Raw genomic sequence first — 18191 nt, forward strand, 5'->3', positions numbered from 1 at the left:
GATTCCCCTTCACCCATGATGGAGCAGTACCTCGCGCTTAAGGCAGAGGCTGGGGACAGCCTGCTGTTCTTCCGCATGGGCGATTTCTACGAGATGTTCTTTCAGGATGCTGTCGCGGCGGCCGGCGCGCTCGATATCGCGCTGACCAAGCGCGGTCAGCACTTGGGTGAGGATATCGCGATGTGCGGCGTCCCCGCGCACAGCCACGAAACCTATCTGGCGCGGCTGATCTCGAAGGGCTTCCGCGTCGCCATCGCCGAGCAGGTTGAAGACCCGGCGGAGGCGAAGAAGCGCGGATCGAAATCGGTCGTGCGCCGCGCGGTCATCCGCGTCGTGACGCCGGGTACGCTCACAGAGGAGAACCTGCTCGATGCGCGGAGCGCCAATCGCCTCGCTGCCATCGGTGAGGCGGAAGGGCGCATGGGCCTCGCGTGGTGCGACCTGTCGTCGGGCGAGTTCATGACCGCGCCGGTGGACGCCGCACTCGTCGGCGCGGAGCTGGCGCGGCTGCGTCCCGCCGAGCTTCTGCTCGCGGACGGCAGAGAGGCGCCTGCCGGGCACCTCGTCGCCGTGCGGCCGCGCGCCGATTTCGACAGCACGGCGGGCGAGCGGAAGCTGTGCCGCCGGTTCGATGTCGGCACGCTCGACGGATTCGGGGCGTTCACGCGCGCCGAGCTGGCAGCGGCGGGTGCGCTCATGGCCTTCGTCGAGGCGACACAGAAAGACGCCGCCGTGCGCCTGCGTCCGCCCGCACGGCACCTTCCCGAAAGCGCCATGCTGATCGATGCGGCGACGCGCGCCAGCCTCGAACTCGCCGAAACCATGGCGGGCAGCCGCAAGGGCTCGCTCCTTGATTGCATCGACCTCACCGTCACCGGCGCGGGCGCACGCCGTCTCGGCGCCGATCTCGCCGCGCCGCTCACCGATCCCGAAACCATTGCCCGGCGTCTCGATCTCGTCGGCTGGTTCGTCGGTGCGCCGACCATACGTGAACGTGTCCGCGGCGCGCTGAAGCGCATTGCCGATATCGAACGCGCGCTCGGCCGGCTCTCGGCGGGGCGCGGCAGTCCGCGCGATCTCGGCCTGCTGCGCGATGCGCTGTCGGGCGCGCTCGATCTCAAACGGCTCCTGTCGGAAAGCCAGCTCGGCGTGCCGGCGATGCTTGCGGACTGCCTCGATCGCATCGGGCCGCACGGCGCGCTCGTCGAAGGCCTCGCTGCCGCGCTCGTACCCGAGCCGGGCTTTTCCGTGTCCGACGGCGGCTTCGTCGCGGAAGGCTTCGACCCGGCGCTCGATGAACTGCGCGGACTCGCGCAGGACGGGCGCCGCCATATCGCGGCGCTGGAGGCGCGCTACCGCGATGCAACCGGGATCGCCGCGCTCAAAATCCGCCACAACAACGTGCTCGGCTATCATGTCGAGGTCTCGGCGCGCTACGCCGACCCGCTGATGGCGGCGGACAGCGGCTTCACGCACCGGCAGACGCTCGCGGGCGTCGTCCGTTTCAACAGTGTCGATCTCGCCGATCTCGCGGCGCGCATCGCCGAGGCGTCTACGAAGGCGTTGGCTCTGGAAACCGCGCATTTCGCAGCGCTTCGCGACACTGTGCTCGCCGAAGCGGAAGCTGCCGGAGAAACGGCAGCCGCGCTCGCCCGCATCGATGTCGCGGCAGCACTCGCCGAGCTTGCCGCGCGCGGCGGCTGGGTACGGCCGGAGGTGGATAGCAGTACCGCCTTCGATATTAGCGGCGGTCGACATCCGGTCGTCGAGGCGGCGCTCGGCTCGAAGCGCGAGGCATTCGTTGCGAACGACTGCGATCTCGGACCCGACCGCCGCCTGTGGCTGCTCACCGGCCCCAACATGGCCGGTAAATCGACCTTCCTGCGTCAGAACGCGCTGCTTGCCGTGCTCGCGCAGACGGGGAGCTTCGTGCCTGCTCAGTCGGCGCACATCGGCGTCGTCGACCGGCTGTTCAGCCGCGTCGGCGCATCGGACAATCTCGCCGAGGGGCGCTCGACCTTCATGGTCGAAATGGTGGAGACGGCGGCGATCCTGCGGCAAGCGACGGCGCGGTCGCTCGTCATCCTTGACGAGGTCGGCCGCGGCACCTCCACCTACGACGGGCTCGCCATCGCGTGGGCGGTGGTGGAGGCGGTGCACGACAGCCTTGCCAGCCGCTGCCTGTTCGCGACGCACTATCACGAGCTGACCGTACTCGCCGAGCGCCTCTCCGCCGTGCATCTCGCGACGGTGAAGGTGCGCGAATGGAAGGGCGAACTCGTGTTCCTGCACGAGGTGATCGCCGGTGCGGCCGATCGCAGCTACGGCCTCGCCGTCGCGCGTCTCGCAGGGCTGCCGGAGCTTGTCACGCACCGCGCTTCCGAGGTGCTCGCGCGGTTGGAGCAGGGCAAGGCGAAGACCGGCGGTATCGCCGCGGGCCTCGGCGACCTGCCGCTGTTCAGCGCCGCGGCGCCTTCCGCACCGGCACGAGACGCGCTTCGGGATGCGCTCGCCTCGCTGCGGCCGGACGAGATGAGCCCGCGAGAGGCGCTCGATGCGCTCTACGACCTCAAGCGCTTGGCAGACGGCGGCGGAGGGGCGATATCATGAGCATGACCGACCGCTTTCACCGCGTCACAGACCGCCGCGCAATCATCGACCGCCGCGAGGTTGCCGAAGTTCTGGCTTCGATTCCGGCTGACCGCGCCGCTGCCGTCGGCGTGCTGCGCGTCGCGCTTGCAGGCGGGCGGGCCGAACTCAAACGGCGGCTGGAAGCGGCGCCCTACAAGGGGCTGGAGCTTGCGAACGGCCATGCGTTCCTTACCGACCAGCTTGTCCGGCTCGTCTTCGATTTCGCGACGCAGCGCCTCTATCCCGCGAGCAACCCCAGCGCTGCCGAGCGTATTGCCGTGTGCGCCGTCGGCGGCTACGGCCGCGCCGAGATGGCGCCGTTCTCGGACGTCGACATCCTGTTCCTCACCGCGCAGAAATCCACGGGCTGGATCGAGCAGGTCGTCGAAACGATGCTCTACACGCTGTGGGATCTCGGGCTGAAGGTCGGCCACGCGACGCGCTCCATCGCCGATGTCGTGCGCCTGTCGCGCGAGGACGTGACGATCCGCACCGCGATGCTGGAGGCGCGCTACGTGTGGGGTGACGAGGCACTCTATGACGAGTCGAACGCACGGTTCCTCAAGGATGTCGTCTCCGGCACCGAGCGCGATTTCACGCAGGCGAAGCTCGCCGAGCGCGAGGCGCGGCACACGCGCATGGGCGACAGCCGCTACGTCGTCGAGCCCAATATCAAGGAGGGCAAGGGCGGGCTTCGCGATCTCCACACCTTGTTCTGGATCGGCAAATACGTGCTGCGCGTCGAGCGCGCCGCGGAGCTCGTCGACAAGGGGCTGCTGACGCCGCGGGAGTATCGCCAGTTCAACAAGGCCGAGAACTTCCTGTGGGCCGTCCGCATCAACCTGCACGACATCGCGAAGCGCGCCGAGGAGCGGCTGACCTTCGATATGCAGCGCGAGCTTGCCGAGCGGCTCCACTATCAGGACCGCGCGGGCATGTCGGCGGTCGAGCGCTTCATGCGCCATTATTTCCTGATCGCGCGGCAGGTCGGCGATCTCACCGGGCTGTTTCTGTCACACCTTGAAGAGACCTACGCGGAGAGCCGGATTCGTCTGCCGAGTATGCGGCGGGCGCCCAGAAAGCTGAACGGCTTCACCGTGCAGCGCGACCGCCTCGGTGTGCCGACCGACGATTTCTTCGCGAAGGACCCGGTGCGGCTCATCGAGATGTTCGCGCTCGCCGAAAAGCACGCGCTTGAAATCCATCCGCAGGCGATGCGGCAGGCGGGCCGCGACGCGAAGCTGATCGACGCACGCGTGCGCCGCGATCCGCGCGCGAACGCACTGTTCATGGATGTGCTCACCAGCCGCCGCGCGCCCGATACGGTGCTGCGCTGGATGAACGAGGCGGGCGTGTTCGGCCGCTTCGTTCCCGATTTCGGCCGCGTCGTCGCGCGGATGCAATACGATATGTACCACCATTATACGGTGGACGAGCACACGATCCGCGCCATCGGCCTCCTCGCGCGCATCGAGAACGGCGAGTTGACGGCGGAGCATCCGATCAGCGCCGTCCTTATCCACCAGATCGCCTCGCGTCGGGTGATCTACGTGGCGGTGCTGCTGCATGATATTGCCAAGGGGCGCGGCGGCGATCACAGCGTGCTCGGTGCCGATGTCGCGTTTGCGCTTTGCCCGCGGCTCGGCCTCACGCCCGCCGAGACCGAAACCGTTTCATGGCTGGTGCGCTACCACCTGCTGATGTCGGAAACGGCGACGCGCCGCGACCTTTCGGATTTCAAGACGATCCAGGATTTCGTCGCGGTCGTGCAGGACGTGGAGCGGCTGCGGCTGCTGATGATCCTCACCGTGGTCGATATCCGCGCCGTCGGCCCCGGCCGCTGGACGGAATGGAAGGCGCAGCTTCTGCGCGATCTTTATGTCGCCACCGAGGAGATGCTGCGCCTCGGCCACCAGCAGCGCGGCCGCGCCGAGCGCATCGCCGCGAAGAAGGAGGAGCTGAAAACAGCACTCGGCTGGAGCGACCGGGTCTTCAACGCCCATGCGAAGCGGTTTTTCGATAGTTATTGGGTCGCCGAACCTGCCGGCTCGCTGCTTGCGAACGCGCGGCAGATCGCGGAGGCGAAGGACGAGATTTCCGTTTCGATGACCTGCGACGATGCGCTCGGCGCCACGCAGGTGTCGGTCTATGCGCCCGATCATCCCGGCCTGTTCTACCGAATCGCGGGCGGCATCACGCTCTGCGGCGCGAATATCGTTGATGCGCGCATCCATACGACGCGCGACGGCATGGCGATCGATAATCTCGTCGTGCAGACGCCCACGGGCCGCGCGCTTGAGGAGGCGCACGCGCTCGACCGGCTGAAGACGACGATCATCGAAGCGGCATCAGGGCAGGTAAAGCTCGCCGAGCGGCTGGCGGCGCGGCCGCTGACGCGGCACCGCGCCGACGTTTTCAAGGTGGAGCCGAACGTGCTCGCCGACAACAAGGCATCGAACCGCTACACCGTGATCGAAGTGCACGCGCTCGATCGGCCGGCGCTGCTCTACGGGCTTACCCGCACATTGTTCGATGCGCGGCTTTCGATCAGCTCCGCGCACATCGCCACTTATGGCGAGCGCGCGGTCGACGTTTTCTACGTGACCGATCTCACCGGCGACAAGATCGAGAATGGGCAGCGCCTGAAGGGCATCACACGCAAGCTGCTGGCGGTCGCCTCGGGCGAAACCGAAGCGAAGGCCGCCGCTTGAAAAAGGACCCGCGCCCCTCGGGGCACGGGTCCAACTCCCCGGGTCAGCGTGGAGTGTCTCCGAATATCCCCGTCCAGACTGCGAAAACCGGAACTGCAGCCGGACGCACGCACGGAACCTGCCGATAGCTTCCGTTCGCGTAAAGACCTAAGTTGGGGCGAAGCGCACAATCCTGCAACCATTACGGACGGCGGCAAGGTGCCCCCGCCGTGCATCGCTGTCCGGTGTTGCTGGAATGTCACGCTTTTGTGACAGCCAACGCCGGAACCTGCGCGCCGCACGGGGCTTGAACCTCTCGGGAACACCGAGAAGGAACGCGCCATGCTGGAAATCGTGAAGTGGGCCGCCTCGATCAGCGGCATGGTGGCGGCGTTCGCGGTCGCCGCCGATCTCGGCCGGCGCATCACCGGCTGGGGTTTCGTGCTGTTCCTGTTGTCGAGCGCGGCGTGGATCACCGCCGGACTGCTCGACGCGGAGCCGGCGCTCTCCACACAGAACGCCGTGCTCTTCGTCATCAACGCCGTCGGCGTCTACCGCTACCTGATCCGAAAAATGCCAACGCGTGACGTCAGTGCGACAGCACCAGCGGCAGCGAGGCATCCGCCAGCAGCGAGCGGGTGACACCGCCGAGGATGAATTCGGCGAACCGCGAGCGGCCATAGGCGCCCATCACCAGATAGCCTGCGCGCACCTCGGCGGCGATGCTGCTGAGCGTATCCGCCACCGTGCCGCTCTTCGCGCGGGCATGGACCTCGGCCTTGATCCCGTAGCGGGAAAGGTAGGAGGCCGCCTCGCGCGCCGGGATATGCGTGTCGAAATCCTCTTCGATGCAGGCGATGTGAACCCCCTTCGCGGCGGTCAGCAGGCCCATGGTGTTGCGCACTGCCTGCGCCGCCTCGGGCGAGCCGTTCCAGGCGATGAGCGCGGCGCCTGCCGGATCGAAGCTCTTCTGGTCGTCGCGGACGGCGAGCACCGGCGCGCGGACCTTCGTCGCGATCTCGCCGACGATCGGCAGCGCCGCGTCGGGGTCGGTGAGCTTGCCCGTGGGGCTCAGCACGATGAGGTCGGTGAGCTGGCTGTGCATCATCACTGCGACCGAACCGCTGCCGCGCGAATCGATCCAGTCCCACGGCACGCCCTCCTTCTGGAGCTGCGCTTCGATGCGCGTGCGTGTCGCTTCCATCGTTTCGGCATAGGCCTCGTAGGCGATCATAGCGCCCGTGAAGGGCTCGCCGGCGTAGGCCGCGAACGGCATGGCCTGCAGGCAGGTCAGGTGCCCGCTGTAGTAGCGCGCAACGTCGAGTGCGGCCTGAAGACGCGCATTCTGCCCGGCATCGTCATGGATATGAACGAGAATCGATTTCATCTTCCGGTCTCCCGCTATTCACCCGAACGGGTGATACCACCGCCACCGCAAGCAACATTGCGGCAGATCAAGAAGGAGAGCGAGCGGTTTAAACGTCCAGATTGGCGACGCTCAGCGCGTTCTCCTGAATGAATTCGCGGCGCGGCTCCACCACGTCGCCCATCAGACGGGTAAAGATGTCGTCGGCAAGGTCGGCCTGTGCGATTTCCACCTTCAGCATGGTGCGCACGGTGGGATCGAGCGTCGTTTCCCAAAGCTGTTCGGCGTTCATCTCGCCGAGGCCCTTGTAGCGCTGGATGGCCAGTCCCTTGCGGCCGATCTCGAAAATCGCCTCCAGAAGCGCCGAGGGGCGCGTCACCGGACGGTCGCCGAGCAGGATCGGCGTGCGGTAGGCGGCAGCCTCGCCCGCGAGCAGCTGGTTGATCTTGCGCGCTTCCGCTGAAACGATGAACGCGCGGTCGATCGCGTAGTGATCGGTCACGCCGCGGAAAGTGCGGGCAAGCTTGTAGCCGCCGTCGACATGCTCGGCACTCCACTGGGCGTCGTCGTGGCCGTTCAGCCACGCAGCGACATCCGCCGCGGCATCGCGCTCGGGATTGAGCCCGCCGGAGATCGCCAGCGCCTCGACGATGCGGGAATCGTAGCGCCCCGGGACATAGGCCATCAGCGAACGCAGCTTGCGCGCCTGATCGACAAGGCCGCGCAGATCCTCACCGGTGCGCTGGCCGTCCGCCGTTTCGGCGACGAGGCCGTCGAGGCCGGTGCGGATCAGATAGTCGTCAAGCGCGGCCTGATCCTTCAGGTACACTTCGGAGCGGCCGCGGCTCACCTTGTAGAGCGGCGGCTGCGCGATATAGACGTGGCCCGCCTCGATCAGCTCGCGCATCTGGCGATAGAGGAACGTCAGCAGCAGCGTGCGGATGTGCGCGCCGTCCACGTCGGCGTCGGTCATGATGACGATCTTGTGGTAGCGCAGCTTCGAAATATCGAAGTCGTCGCGCCCGATGCCGGTGCCGAACGCCTGGATGAGCGTGCCGATCTCGCGCGATGCGAGCATCCGGTCGAAACGCGCACGCTCGACGTTCAGGATCTTGCCCCGAAGCGGCAGGATCGCCTGGAAATGCCGGTCGCGGCCCTGCTTGGCGGAGCCGCCCGCCGAATCGCCCTCGACGAGGAACAGCTCGGATTTCGCGGGGTCCTTCTCCTGACAGTCGGCGAGCTTGCCGGGGAGCGAGGATATCTGCAGCACGTTCTTGCGGCTCGCCTCGCGTGCCTTCCGCGCAGCCTCGCGCGCCACGGCTGCGGAAACGATCTTCTCGACGACCACGCGCGCCGGGCCGGGGTTCTCCTCCAGCCACTCGGCGAGTTTCTCGCCCATCAGCGATTCGATCGGCTGCCGGACCTCGGAGGAGACGAGCTTGTCCTTGGTCTGCGACGAGAACTTGGGGTCGGGCACCTTCACCGAAACAATGGCGGTCAGCCCCTCGCGCATGTCCTCGCCCGTCGGCGACACCTTTTCCTTTTTGAGGATGCCGGAACTTTCCGCGTAGTTGTTGAGCGTACGCGTCAGCGCGCTGCGGAACGCGGCAAGGTGGGTGCCGCCGTCGCGCTGCGGGATGTTGTTGGTGAAGGGTAGGACCTGTTCGTAATAGCTGTCGTTCCATTCCAGCGCGACATCGATGGAGATGCCGTCGCGTTCGCCCTGCATCAGGATCGGTTCGGGGATCAGCGGCGTCTTGGTGCGGTCGAGGTACTTCACGAAGGCCGCGACACCGCCTTCGTAGAACATCTCGATCGATTTCGGCTCGGTATGGCGGGCGTCGCTCAGCACCACCTTCACGCCGGAATTGAGGAATGCCAGCTCGCGGTAGCGGTGCTCCAGCTTTTCGAAATCGAATTCGATGACCTTGAAGGTTTCCTCGGAAGCGAAGAACGTGACATGCGTGCCCTTCCGGCCGTTCGCATCGCCCACGACCTTCAGCGGCGCGATGGCATCGCCGCGCTCGAAGCGCATGTAATGCTCCTTGCCGTCGCGGAAGATGCGGAGATCGAGCCAGTCCGAAAGCGCGTTCACCACCGAAACGCCCACGCCGTGGAGGCCGCCCGAGACTTTGTAGCTGTTCTGGTCGAACTTTCCGCCCGCGTGCAGCTGGGTCATGATGACCTCGGCGGCGGAAACGCCTTCGCTCGGGTGGATGTCGGTCGGGATGCCGCGACCGTTGTCGGTCACGGTCACCGATCCGTCAGCGTTGAGCGTGATCGTCACCGTGTCGCAGTAGCCCGCGAGCGCCTCGTCGATGGCGTTGTCGGAAACCTCGAACACCATGTGGTGCAGGCCCGAACCGTCCTCGGTGTCGCCGATGTACATGCCCGGCCGTTTGCGCACGGCGTCGAGCCCCTTCAGGACCTTGATCGAATCGGCGCTGTATTCACCGGAAGGTGCGTTGCTGCTCATGATTTCCTTAAAGTCTGCTCAGGCGACCGTTTGACACATCTATATAGGTAGCGTCGGCGCCGATTGCACGGAAAAGTGACACATCCGTACCCGTCATCCACACCTGCATGGCGTCCGCTTCCAGCATCGCGAAAAGCGCGGCGCGCCGTGTTTCATCGAGGTGCGCGGCGACCTCGTCGAGCAGCAGCACGGGTCGCCGCCCGGTGCGCGCGGCAACCACACGGGCGTGGGCGAGGACGAGGCCGAGCAGCAGTGCCTTCTGCTCGCCCGTGGAGGCGCGCGCGGCGGGCTGATCCTTGGCGAGGTGCGTGACGGCAAGGTCGCTGCGGTGCGGGCCAACGGTAGTGCGCCCCGCCATCATATCTGTGCGGCGCGAGGCGGCAAGCGCTTCTGCCAGCGCCTCGGCCTCCCACGCCTCGCCTTCCAGCAATAGCGCGCCTTTCGGGAACGGCCCTGTATCCGACGCGGCGATCTCTTGCCCAAGCGCCGCGATCGCCATGCGCCGCGCGGCGTCCACGGCCGCACCATGCTCGGCCATCTGCTTTTCGAGCGAAGCGAGCCAATCCGCGTCGGGCGCGCGTTCGCCGCCGAGCAGCCGGTTGCGCGATTGCATGGCGGCATCATAGCGCTGCGTGTGCCCGGCGTGCTGCGGCACCAGCGCCAGCGTCAGCCGGTCAAGGAAGCGCCGCCGTCCTCCCGCGCTTTCCAGGAACAGCCGGTCCATCGCCGGGGTCAGCCACAGCACGGAAAGCCATTCGGAAAGCGCGTTCGCCGCGGCTCCGGCGCCGTTCACGCGCACAAGCCGCCGCCCCGGGGCCTCGGCCTGCGTGCCCGTGCCGATCTCGACCGAGGCGTCCGCGCCGCAGCCGAGCGTCGCGGCGACCGCGAAGCCGCCGCTGCCGCTGATGCGCCCCATTTCGGGAAGCCCTGCACGCCGGAGGCCGCGCCCCGGCGCGAGCAGCGAGATGGCTTCAAGAAGGTTGGTTTTCCCCGCGCCATTGTCCCCGGTCAGCACGACCGCGCCCGCCCCGGCGGTGATGTCCGCGTGCGCGTAGCTGCGGAAATCCGTCAGGCGCAGCCGGTCTATGGTGCGGGGCTGTGTCGGCATGGCGGCCCCGTCTATCGCGTGCTAGTCTTGGGCGAAAGGGAGACGTCCATGATCCGTGCCGCCGCGCTTGCCGCCGCCATGCTGTTTTCGTCCGCCGCCCTCGCCGACCAGACCGTTGTCTACAAAGGCGAGGACGGCAAGAACCTCACGCTCGAGATTGCGGACAGCGGCGCCGTGCACGTCGGTGGCCCAACGCCGGGGCAGACGGCGGTGATCCTGAACGGCGAGCTTTTTCTCGTCGACACCACCCGTCCCGAGGCGCGTGTCATGCGGATCGCCGATTTCGCCGCCGTGGTCGACGAGGCGATCGGACCGATCTTCAAGGGCCTGTTCGAGGCGGCGGCGAAGGGCGATACGAAGCCGAAGACGCCGCTCGCCATCGAAGCCGCGGGCACCGCGAGTGTCGCGGGCTTCACCGGTGATCGATACCGCGTAAAGGGCCTCGACGATCAGAAGCCGGACGAAGCGGTCGAATGGATCGCGACGCGCGATCCCGCGCTCGCCCCCGCCGGCAAGGCGATGCAGCAGTTCATCGAGGCGACGATGGTGCTTGCAGCGCCGTTCCTCGGCGAAGCGGCACCGGACATGATCGGCGAAATGCGGCAGGCGTTCGCGCTCGGCACGCCGCTGAGGGCCGGGGGCAAGTTTGAACTGGTGAGCGTGAAGGACGGCGCCATCGATCCGGCACGCTTCAAGCTCCCCGCCGCGCCGATCAGCCGCGCCGACCTCCTCAAGGAAATGAAGGCGGGCGCGCCGCCCACCAACTAAACTTCCGGCTTCCTTAAACGAACGCGGCGGCGCCGGCTTCTGCGACCCGCTCGTCCTCCTCGCCGGAGGCGCCGCTGACACCGATCCCGCCGATGCCGCCGCCGCCGTGCATGATCGGCACGCCGCCCTTCGCGGCGGTGAGGCCTTCCACGGCAAGAAGCGACGGTTTTCCGCCGTCCACCATCTGCTGGAACACGCTCGTCGGCGCGCCGAGTTCAGCGGCAGTCCGCGCCTTGGCGAGCGCGACCGCCACGCTGAGCGGCGCCGCACGGTCGCGCCGAGAGAACGCCAGCAGGTGGCCCGCGGCGTCGACGACCGCGATACTGACCTTGAGGCTGTTCGCGGCAGCGGCCTCCTCTGCTGCTGCAAGCACGTGCTTCGCGCCTGCGGTGGTCAGCGTCGGTATTTCCATCGTGAAGCCGGACATGCGCGAATCCCTTCCATGCCTGCGGTGATGGCAGTGTTGCCCGTGCACTGCCAACGCGCCCGGCCCGCCGGTTCTCGCATTCCGAGACACGACGGGCAGGCGGGTTTGGAGCGTACAGGCTCCCTTGCCTACGCTGGCGGCGGTTCGGGAAAGGGCACGCCATGCAGTTCGCAGACAGGATCGCACTCGTCACCGGCGCGGGCTCGGGAATCGGCCGCGCGGTGTCGCTGATGCTCGCTGCGGAGGGGGCAATCGTGGTTCTTGTCGGAAGGGACCGGGCGCGGTTGGAGGCAGTGGCGGCCGAATGTGCGGGAACCGGCGGCGAAGCTGTGGTGAGCCCTGCCGACGTGACGCAGCGCGGTGCCATTGAGGCCGTCGTCGATGGGATCGGCGCACGGTGGGGCAGGCTCGATCTCGCGGTGAACAACGCCGGCGGCCACGGCGACTTCAAGCCGCTCCACGAAACCCCTGTCGACGAATGCGAATGGGTGTTCGATCTCAATCTGAAAGCCGTGTTCTACGGTATGCGCGCGGAGGTTTCGCTGATGCTTCGGCAGGGGCACGGCGCGATCGTGAACATGGCCTCGATCTTCGGCATCAAGGGCGTGGCGGGCATCGCGCACTACGTGGCGGCCAAGCACGCCGTCGTCGGCATGACGCGGGCGGCCGCGCTCGATTATGCGCGAACCGGCATCCGCATCAACGCGGTCTCCCCCGGCGCGACCGAGACGCCGAACCTGCTTCGCGTCACGGGCGGCGACGCCCATGCGCTCGATGCCATGATTCCCGCAGGCCGCGTCGGGCAGCCGCAAGATGTCGCACGCACCGTGCGTTGGCTGCTCTCAGACGACGCGCGCTACGTCACCGGCGCCAATGTCTCGGTGGACGGCGGCATGAGCGCGGGGTGATTGTGCGAGCGCGTCAGACGCGCATTGGCATCAGAACGTAGAGCGCGGGAGACGATTGGCCCTCGCGGATCAGCGTCGGCGCGGCAGCGTCGGCGAGATGGATTTCGATCTCGTCGGTCTCGATCTCGCTGAGGATGTCCAGCAGATACCGCGCATTGAAGCCCACATCGAGGCTTTCGGACGCGTAGTCGGCGGGCACTTCCTCGGCGGCGGTGCCGGTTTCAGGGCTCGTCACGGAGAGCACGATGCGGTCGCGGTCGATGCTCATCTTCACCGCGCGGGTCTTCTCGGTGGCGATCGCCGCCACGCGGTCGACGCCCTCGGCGAGCGACTTCGTGTCCACCTTCAGCAGCCGGTCGTTCTTCGTGGGGATCACCCGCGAATAATCGGGGAAGGTGCCGTCGATCAGCTTCGAGGTAAGCACGGCGGTGCCCGCGCGGAAGCGGATCTTGGTGGAGGAGAGCGAAACCTCGATCTCGCCGGTCACCTCATCGAGGAGCTTGCGCACCTCGGCGACGCACTTCCTGGGCACGATGATGTCCGGCATCCCGTCCGAGCCCGCGGGCGCGTCGAGCGCGACGCGCGCCAGCCGGTGGCCGTCGGTGGCGACCGCGTAGAGCTTGCCCTCGACGACATGCATGAAGATGCCATTGAGGTAATAGCGGGTCTCTTCGGTGGAGATCGCGAAGCGCGTCTTGTCGATGATCTGCTTCAGCGTTTCGGCGGGAAGCTGGAACTTCGTCGGCAGGTCGCTCTCGGCGATCATCGGGAAGTCGTCGCGCGGCAGCGTCGCGAGGTTGAAGCGCGCGCGGCCCGCCGCGATCGACATCTTGTCGCCCGAAACCGCGATCTCGACCTGGCTGCCTTCGGGCAGCTTGCGCACGATATCGAACAGCGTGTGCGCCGAAACCGTCGTTGCGCCCGATGTCTCCACCTGCGCAGCGATCGAATCGACGACCTGCAGGTCGAGGTCCGTCGCCATCAGCTTGAGGCCGTTGTTTTCAGCCTCGATGAGAACGTTCGACAGGATCGGGATCGTGTTGCGACGCTCCACCACCGACTGGACGTGACCAAGGCATTTGAGCAGCGTCGCCCGCTCGACCGTCGCCTTCATGCGTTTCCCTTCAAACCCCCGATTGTGAGCGCGCGACTATAGCGCCTGCGTCAACCTTCGGTAGGGGGAATCCGGGGCCAAATGCAAGCCCCCGCGACCTCAATCGATGCGTTCGATCCGCCCGTCGAGCATGTGGATGCGCCGGTGTGCCGAGGCGGCCACCTCGGGGTCGTGCGTCACGCAGATGATGGTGCGGCCTTCCTTCGCGGCAAGGTCGTGGAAGATTTCGATGACGCGCTTCGAATTGAGGCTGTCGAGGTTGCCGGTGGGCTCGTCGCCGAGGAGGAGTGCGGGGTCGTTCGCAAGCGCGCGGGCGATGGCAACGCGCTGCCGCTGGCCGCCGGACATCTTGTCGGGCGTCTTGTGCTCCTGTCGCTCAAGCCCCATCGCGCCGAGCAGCGCGCGACCCCGCGCGTCGATTTCAGCACCGCCGAGCCGCGCCAGCCGCCGCATCGGCAGCGTCACGTTTTCAAGCGCGGTGAACTCGGGCAGCAGGAAGTGGAACTGGAACACGAAGCCGAAGCGCGCCAGCCGCAGGTTCGCACGTGCGTTGCCATCGGTGCCCGTCGTATCCTCGCCGTCGAACAGCAGCCGGCCTTCTGTCGGCCGATCGAGCAGGCCGAGCAGGTAGAGCAGCGAAGACTTGCCGCACCCCGAAGGCCCGATCACCGCGACGAACTCGCCCCGGTTGATCTCGAACGACACGTCCCGGATCAGCGTGACCGGCGGCTCGACCGCGAGCACGCGTGTCAGCCCCTCGGCGCGGATCAGCGGCGCGCCCGTCATACCGCGCCCCGCAGGATATCGACCGGATCGACCTGCGCGGCCTTCCGTGCGGGCAGCCACGCGGCGATGATCGCGGAAAACAGGCTTGCCCCCGCCGAGATCGCATATTGGAAGAACGAGCGGTCGAGCGGCATCGTCTCGGTGGAGCCCTGGATGTTGAACTCGATGCTGCCGAGCACCTGCATCAGCGCGAAGCCAAGCCCCCAACCCGCGAGCACGCCGACGCACGCGAGCGTAAAGCCCTCCATCACGAATACGGCCTGCAGATCGCCCGAGGAAAAGCCCATCGAGCGCATGATGGCGATGTCGCGGCGCTTGTCGGCCACGCTCGTGGAAACCACAGTGTAGATGCCGAACGAGGCGACGAGCAGGATCGCCGAGATCACCGTGTACATGATGACGTTGCGCGTCACGAGGAGGCTGAGGAAATCGGCGGAGCGCTCCTGCCAGCTTTCCGCCTTGTAGCCGTAGCGCGTTTCCAGCCGCTTCGCGATATCCTCGGCCGCATAGGGGTCGTCCAGCCTGATGCCGATGCGATTGATCACGAACGGCTGGCTCGTCAGCGATTGTGCCTCGCGCAGCAGCACATAACCAGAGGATCCGCCGAACTGGCCGCGGCCGCGTTCGAACAGGCCGACGATCTTCAGTGTTCGCGTCACCCCGCGTGCCGAGGTCGCGGCCATGATGTCACCCATGCGCACGCCGAGCCGGCTCGCCATCTCCTCGCCGATGATGACGCCGCCCTGTGTGGTTTCAAGGTTCCGGAGGCGGCCCTCCTTCAGATATTGCTCGACGTCGGAGACCTGCGCCTCGATGCCCGGCTCGATGCCGACGATGGCGAGCGCCTCCTCGCGGCCGCCGACGCGCAGCGTCACCGCGCCCGAGAGCGACGGTGACGCCACGGCGTCGGAGCGCGCCCCGATCGCGCGCATGATGCCCTGCCAGTCCTTGATGCCGCGCACTTCGTTCCGCGTCTTGTAGTGCCGCACCTCGACGGCGGCATCCGGGAAGGCGCGCACGGCGGGCTGCGGCGTCGGGCTGCGGATCTCGTCGGAAATGATGATGTGCGGTGCCGCGTCGATCAGCGTTTCCACGAAGTCGTTCTGGCTACCGATCATCAGCGCCGAGACGGCGAGGAAGAAGCCGACGCCGATGCCGACGCCCGCGATGGCGACCATGGTTTGCCGCTTGCGCTTGGAGATGTGGCGGAGCGCGATCCCGAGCAGCAGGGAAAAGCGGCGCAGCACCGGACTCAGCGTGGCCCGGCGGTCTTCTTGGCGGCGCTCGCCTGGCTGCTCACGCGCGCGCCGTCATCGAGCCCTTCCGGTGGGTTCACGAGAATGGCGTCCCCGGCGGCGAGGCCTTCCGTCACTTCGGTCCGGTCGGTGCCGACGATGCCGGTCTTCACCGGTGTGCGCTTCGCGCGTCCATCGCTCACGCGCCAGACGTGGCCGTCCTCGACCGCGCCGTCGGGCACAAGAAGCGCGCCCTCTTTCTCGCGGGTGACGATGTTGACCTCCAGCGTCATCCCCACGGGCAGCGGATCGTTCGAAAGCGGCTCCAGCCGCACGCGGAACGAACGCTGATCGGGGTCGCCGCCAGGCGTGATCTCGCGCACACGCGCCGGGAAGATGCGCCCCGCATAGGCATCGCTCGACATCAGTGTCTGCTGGCCGACGCGGACACGCGGAATGTCGCGCTCGTCGACCGTAGCTGTGATCTTGATGCGCGCCGGGTCGCCGATCACGAACAGTGTGCGGCTCGGGCTCGCAAGGTCGCCCGGCTCGACATCGCGGCGCAGCACGACGCCGTTCACGCCCGCGCGCAGCGCGTAGTTTTCCAGCCGCTCGCGCGCAGCCGTCTCGGCGGCGCGCGCGGCGTCGCGGTTCGCGATCACATTGTCGCGCGCGGCCTTCGAGGCGAAGCCGCGTTCGACGAGCACGAGCGTCCGCCGCGCTTCGGCTTCCGCACCCCGCGTCACTGCGGCCAGCCGGGCGATCTCGGCATTCAGATCGGCGATGTCGAGCGTGGCGAGCAGCGTGCCGCGCGTCACGCGGTCGCCTTCCTTCACGCGGATGTCGACGACGGGGGCGGTGACGCGCGCAGCGATCTCGACGGGCTCCTCGACCTCGACGAAGCCGGTCGCGTAAACGACCTCCACGGCCTTGCCGCGCGTGACCTCGCCGGTTTCCACCGGCGTGGGCCGCAAGGTGCGATAGGCGAAGGCGGCAGCGACGAGCGCCACCAGAAGCCCGAGAAAGATCCAGCGCGCGCGCATGTGGGATTGCTAGGCCGAAAGCCTTTGCATCGCAACGACCTGGATCAAAATGCCGCTGGTCTCAGAGCATCGTGCGCAAAAGTGGGAACCGATTTTGCGCGATTAACGATGCGCCAACAAAGAGCGGAGCGCGTAGCGCTCTAAAGCGCGACCTCGTAGTGCGCTTCGGTCTTCGCCGCGACCTCTTCCAGCGTCACGTCGGGCGCGAGTTCGATCAGGCGGAACGGCTGGCCCTTCGCCGAGCGTTCGAACACGCCAAGGTCGGAGATCACGACATCGACGACGCCCTGACCCGTCAGCGGCAGCGTGCAGGCCTTCAGGAACTTCGATTCGCCCGCCTTGTTGGTGTGGTCCATCAGCACGATGATACGCTTCACGCCCGCGACGAGGTCCATCGCGCCGCCCATGCCCTTCACCATCTTGCCGGGGATCATCCAGTTGGCGAGATCGCCGTTCTCGGCGACTTCCATCGCGCCGAGGATCGAAAGGTCGATGTGGCCGCCGCGGATCATGCCGAAGCTGTCGGCGGAGCTGAAATAGCTCGTGCGGCGCAGTTCGGTGATCGTCTGCTTGCCCGCGTTGATGAGATCGGGGTCGACTTCGTCCTCGGTGGGGAACGGCCCGATGCCGAGCATTCCGTTCTCACTCTGCAGCGTGATGTCGATGCCCGGCTCCACGTGGTTCGCGACCAGCGTCGGGATGCCGATGCCGAGGTTCACGTAGAAGCCGTCCTTCAGCTCCTTCGCTGCGCGTGCTGCCATGCCGTCACGGTTCCAGGCCATCAGTCGTTTCCTTTGTACGTCCAGCGTTTGTCGGGCGCGACGACCTCGTCGCGGTTCATCGGCGGGTTGTTCCAGCCGCCGTAAAGGGGATTCGGGAGCACGAACCAGTCGGCGCCCCAGTGCGCGCCATAGCGCGCGGCTGCGAGTCCGCGCCGCTCCGCCATCGGGCGCTTGCCGACGGGGCCGTTGTCGATGCCGTCTGTAAAGTCGCCGTTCTGGTCGCCGACGAGCGCGAGCACGCAAAAGTGCTTCGCGATCTCGGCGCGGCGGGCGTCTTTTCCTGATTTGCCGTCGACATCGCCCTTCAGGAACAGCGTCTCGGCGTGCACGGCCGGGCCGAGGCCCGTGTGCGCCAGCGCGGCTTCGGTGTGCTTGGCGTTCTCGGCGCTGCGATTGGTGTTGAACACCGGCGTCACGCCCATCGCTCGGAGCGCATCGAGCGCCGTCTTCGCGCCGGGAATCGCAACCGTCTGCGCGGCGCCTTCGCGCTCCCACGCGGCCCAGCTCGCCTCGTCGAACGGCGCGTCACTGCGCGCTTCATAATAAGCGTGGCCGATATTCCAGATCAGCGTCTCGTCCACGTCGAACACCGCGGCGGGGCGCTGCGCCGTCTCCGCCGTGCAGGGCAGCGGCGTTCCGTCGGCTGCAAGAATTGCGGAAGGCGTGCCTGCGGTCACGGGCAGTCGTGCTTTCACGGATTGCACCAGCGCGCGGTACGTCTGCGTAGTGATCGCGCCCGCTTCCGCAGAGCCCAACGTCCACGCGAGCGGCTGCGTCGTGCGCGGCACGCCCGTTGCCGCGCAACCCTGCAGCGCTGCCATCAGGCAGACCGCTGCGATACGGTTCACGCCGCCTGC

15 protein-coding genes are annotated in these 18191 nt (G+C 67.1%); 5 read left to right on the top strand and 10 right to left on the bottom strand.

Annotated elements, in window-relative coordinates:
* Window positions 1-15: 15 nt before the first annotated feature.
* The 3 genes from mutS to ACE3TJ_RS10745 all read left to right on the top strand — a co-directional run bounded on the left by mutS (window position 16) and on the right by ACE3TJ_RS10745 (window position 5963).
* The gene (gene mutS, locus ACE3TJ_RS10735) at window positions 16-2610 is read left to right on the top strand and encodes a DNA mismatch repair protein MutS (protein ID WP_374596050.1); all 2595 of its coding nucleotides are present in this window, start codon (window positions 16-18) and stop codon (window positions 2608-2610) included.
* Window positions 2611-2612: 2 nt separating this feature from the next.
* Complete coding sequence (locus ACE3TJ_RS10740) at window positions 2613-5342, top strand: [protein-PII] uridylyltransferase (RefSeq protein ID WP_374599395.1); 2730 nt, start codon at window positions 2613-2615, stop codon at window positions 5340-5342.
* A gap of 321 nt (window positions 5343-5663) precedes the next feature.
* Entirely contained in the window at window positions 5664-5963 is a 300-nt protein-coding gene (locus ACE3TJ_RS10745; protein ID WP_374596051.1) for a hypothetical protein, read from the top strand.
* Here ACE3TJ_RS10745 and ACE3TJ_RS10750 read toward each other — a convergent pair.
* The 3 genes from ACE3TJ_RS10750 to recF form a co-directional block, all read right to left on the bottom strand.
* Entirely contained in the window at window positions 5911-6708 is a 798-nt protein-coding gene (locus ACE3TJ_RS10750; RefSeq protein ID WP_374596052.1) for a universal stress protein, read from the bottom strand. The two genes, ACE3TJ_RS10745 and ACE3TJ_RS10750, sit on opposite strands and share 53 nt — an antisense overlap.
* An 88-nt stretch (window positions 6709-6796) precedes the next feature.
* Window positions 6797-9163 carry a DNA topoisomerase (ATP-hydrolyzing) subunit B gene (gene gyrB / locus ACE3TJ_RS10755; protein ID WP_374596053.1) on the bottom strand — a complete coding sequence of 789 codons (2367 nt, stop codon included), beginning with the start codon at window positions 9161-9163 and terminating at the stop codon, window positions 6797-6799.
* Window positions 9164-9170: 7 nt separating this feature from the next.
* Window positions 9171-10271 (bottom strand): DNA replication/repair protein RecF, encoded by a 1101-nt coding sequence (recF, locus tag ACE3TJ_RS10760; RefSeq protein ID WP_374596054.1) that lies wholly within the window; start codon window positions 10269-10271, stop codon window positions 9171-9173.
* A 48-nt stretch (window positions 10272-10319) separates the two neighbouring features.
* Between recF and ACE3TJ_RS10765 the strand changes: the two genes are divergently transcribed.
* Entirely contained in the window at window positions 10320-11039 is a 720-nt protein-coding gene (locus ACE3TJ_RS10765; protein ID WP_374596055.1) for a hypothetical protein, read from the top strand.
* A gap of 13 nt (window positions 11040-11052) precedes the next feature.
* Here the strand turns inward: ACE3TJ_RS10765 and ACE3TJ_RS10770 are convergent, their stop codons facing one another.
* Window positions 11053-11466: a heme-binding protein gene (locus ACE3TJ_RS10770; protein ID WP_374596056.1), complete on the bottom strand. Its 414-nt coding sequence runs from the start codon at window positions 11464-11466 to the stop codon at window positions 11053-11055.
* Between the two features lie 161 nt (window positions 11467-11627).
* Between ACE3TJ_RS10770 and ACE3TJ_RS10775 the strand changes: the two genes are divergently transcribed.
* The gene (locus ACE3TJ_RS10775) at window positions 11628-12374 is read left to right on the top strand and encodes an SDR family NAD(P)-dependent oxidoreductase (RefSeq protein WP_374596057.1); all 747 of its coding nucleotides are present in this window, start codon (window positions 11628-11630) and stop codon (window positions 12372-12374) included.
* A 13-nt stretch (window positions 12375-12387) separates the two neighbouring features.
* On the opposite strand, the gene dnaN is transcribed toward ACE3TJ_RS10775, so the two are convergent.
* From dnaN to ACE3TJ_RS10805, 6 genes are all read right to left on the bottom strand, one after another.
* A complete protein-coding gene (gene dnaN, locus ACE3TJ_RS10780; RefSeq protein WP_374596058.1) occupies window positions 12388-13488 on the bottom strand; it encodes a DNA polymerase III subunit beta in 1101 nt (366 codons plus the stop codon).
* A gap of 99 nt (window positions 13489-13587) precedes the next feature.
* Entirely contained in the window at window positions 13588-14274 is a 687-nt protein-coding gene (locus ACE3TJ_RS10785; RefSeq protein ID WP_374596059.1) for an ABC transporter ATP-binding protein, read from the bottom strand.
* Window positions 14271-15521 carry an ABC transporter permease gene (locus ACE3TJ_RS10790; protein ID WP_374596060.1) on the bottom strand — a complete coding sequence of 417 codons (1251 nt, stop codon included), beginning with the start codon at window positions 15519-15521 and terminating at the stop codon, window positions 14271-14273. The genes ACE3TJ_RS10785 and ACE3TJ_RS10790 overlap by 4 nt, the downstream gene beginning before the upstream one ends.
* A gap of 5 nt (window positions 15522-15526) precedes the next feature.
* Window positions 15527-16552: an efflux RND transporter periplasmic adaptor subunit gene (locus ACE3TJ_RS10795; protein ID WP_374596061.1), complete on the bottom strand. Its 1026-nt coding sequence runs from the start codon at window positions 16550-16552 to the stop codon at window positions 15527-15529.
* A gap of 140 nt (window positions 16553-16692) precedes the next feature.
* A complete protein-coding gene (locus tag ACE3TJ_RS10800; RefSeq protein WP_374596062.1) occupies window positions 16693-17334 on the bottom strand; it encodes a CoA transferase subunit B in 642 nt (213 codons plus the stop codon).
* Complete coding sequence (locus ACE3TJ_RS10805) at window positions 17334-18182, bottom strand: 5'-nucleotidase, lipoprotein e(P4) family (RefSeq protein ID WP_374596063.1); 849 nt, start codon at window positions 18180-18182, stop codon at window positions 17334-17336. Before ACE3TJ_RS10805 ends, ACE3TJ_RS10800 begins: the two co-directional genes overlap by 1 nt.
* Window positions 18183-18191: the final 9 nt, after the last annotated feature.

Origin of the sequence: Sphingosinicella sp. (genome assembly GCF_041916975.1) — a bacterium.
In the GTDB taxonomy this organism is placed as follows: Bacteria; Pseudomonadota; Alphaproteobacteria; order Sphingomonadales; family Sphingomonadaceae; genus Sphingosinicella.